Genomic DNA, 281 nt, shown 5'->3' with positions numbered 1-281 from the left:
TATTTATTCTCTTGATTTGATCAATTCAACATTATAAGTTTCAATATCTGTTAGCTTTCCTGTAACATACGGATTTTCTCTATACCAAGACTGTTTTGAAAAGTACGCTTGCATATCTTTCGTTTGAAAAATATTTCCATGTCTTGCGTATATTTCATTTCTAGCAATTTTCAACTGTTCTTTCGATAAATATGTTAATTCTGCACTCGGTAGTTTTCGAATATCACTATCCGGGAAGATGAAACCATTATATACATACCGAGACGTAGGCGGCGGAGTAA

General features: G+C 33.1%; 1 protein-coding gene. It reads right to left on the bottom strand.

Annotated elements, in window-relative coordinates; genetic code table 11:
- Nucleotides 1–3: 3 nt before the first annotated feature.
- The coding region (locus ACSG5Z_RS32400; RefSeq protein ID WP_435712991.1) for a YARHG domain-containing protein at nt 4–281 on the bottom strand (278 nt) is incomplete at its 5' end.

Origin of the sequence: Bacillus pretiosus (genome assembly GCF_051294775.1) — a bacterium.
Lineage (GTDB): Bacteria > Bacillota > Bacilli > Bacillales > Bacillaceae_G > Bacillus_A > Bacillus_A wiedmannii.
This window is presented reverse-complemented; position numbering and strand designations above follow the sequence as displayed.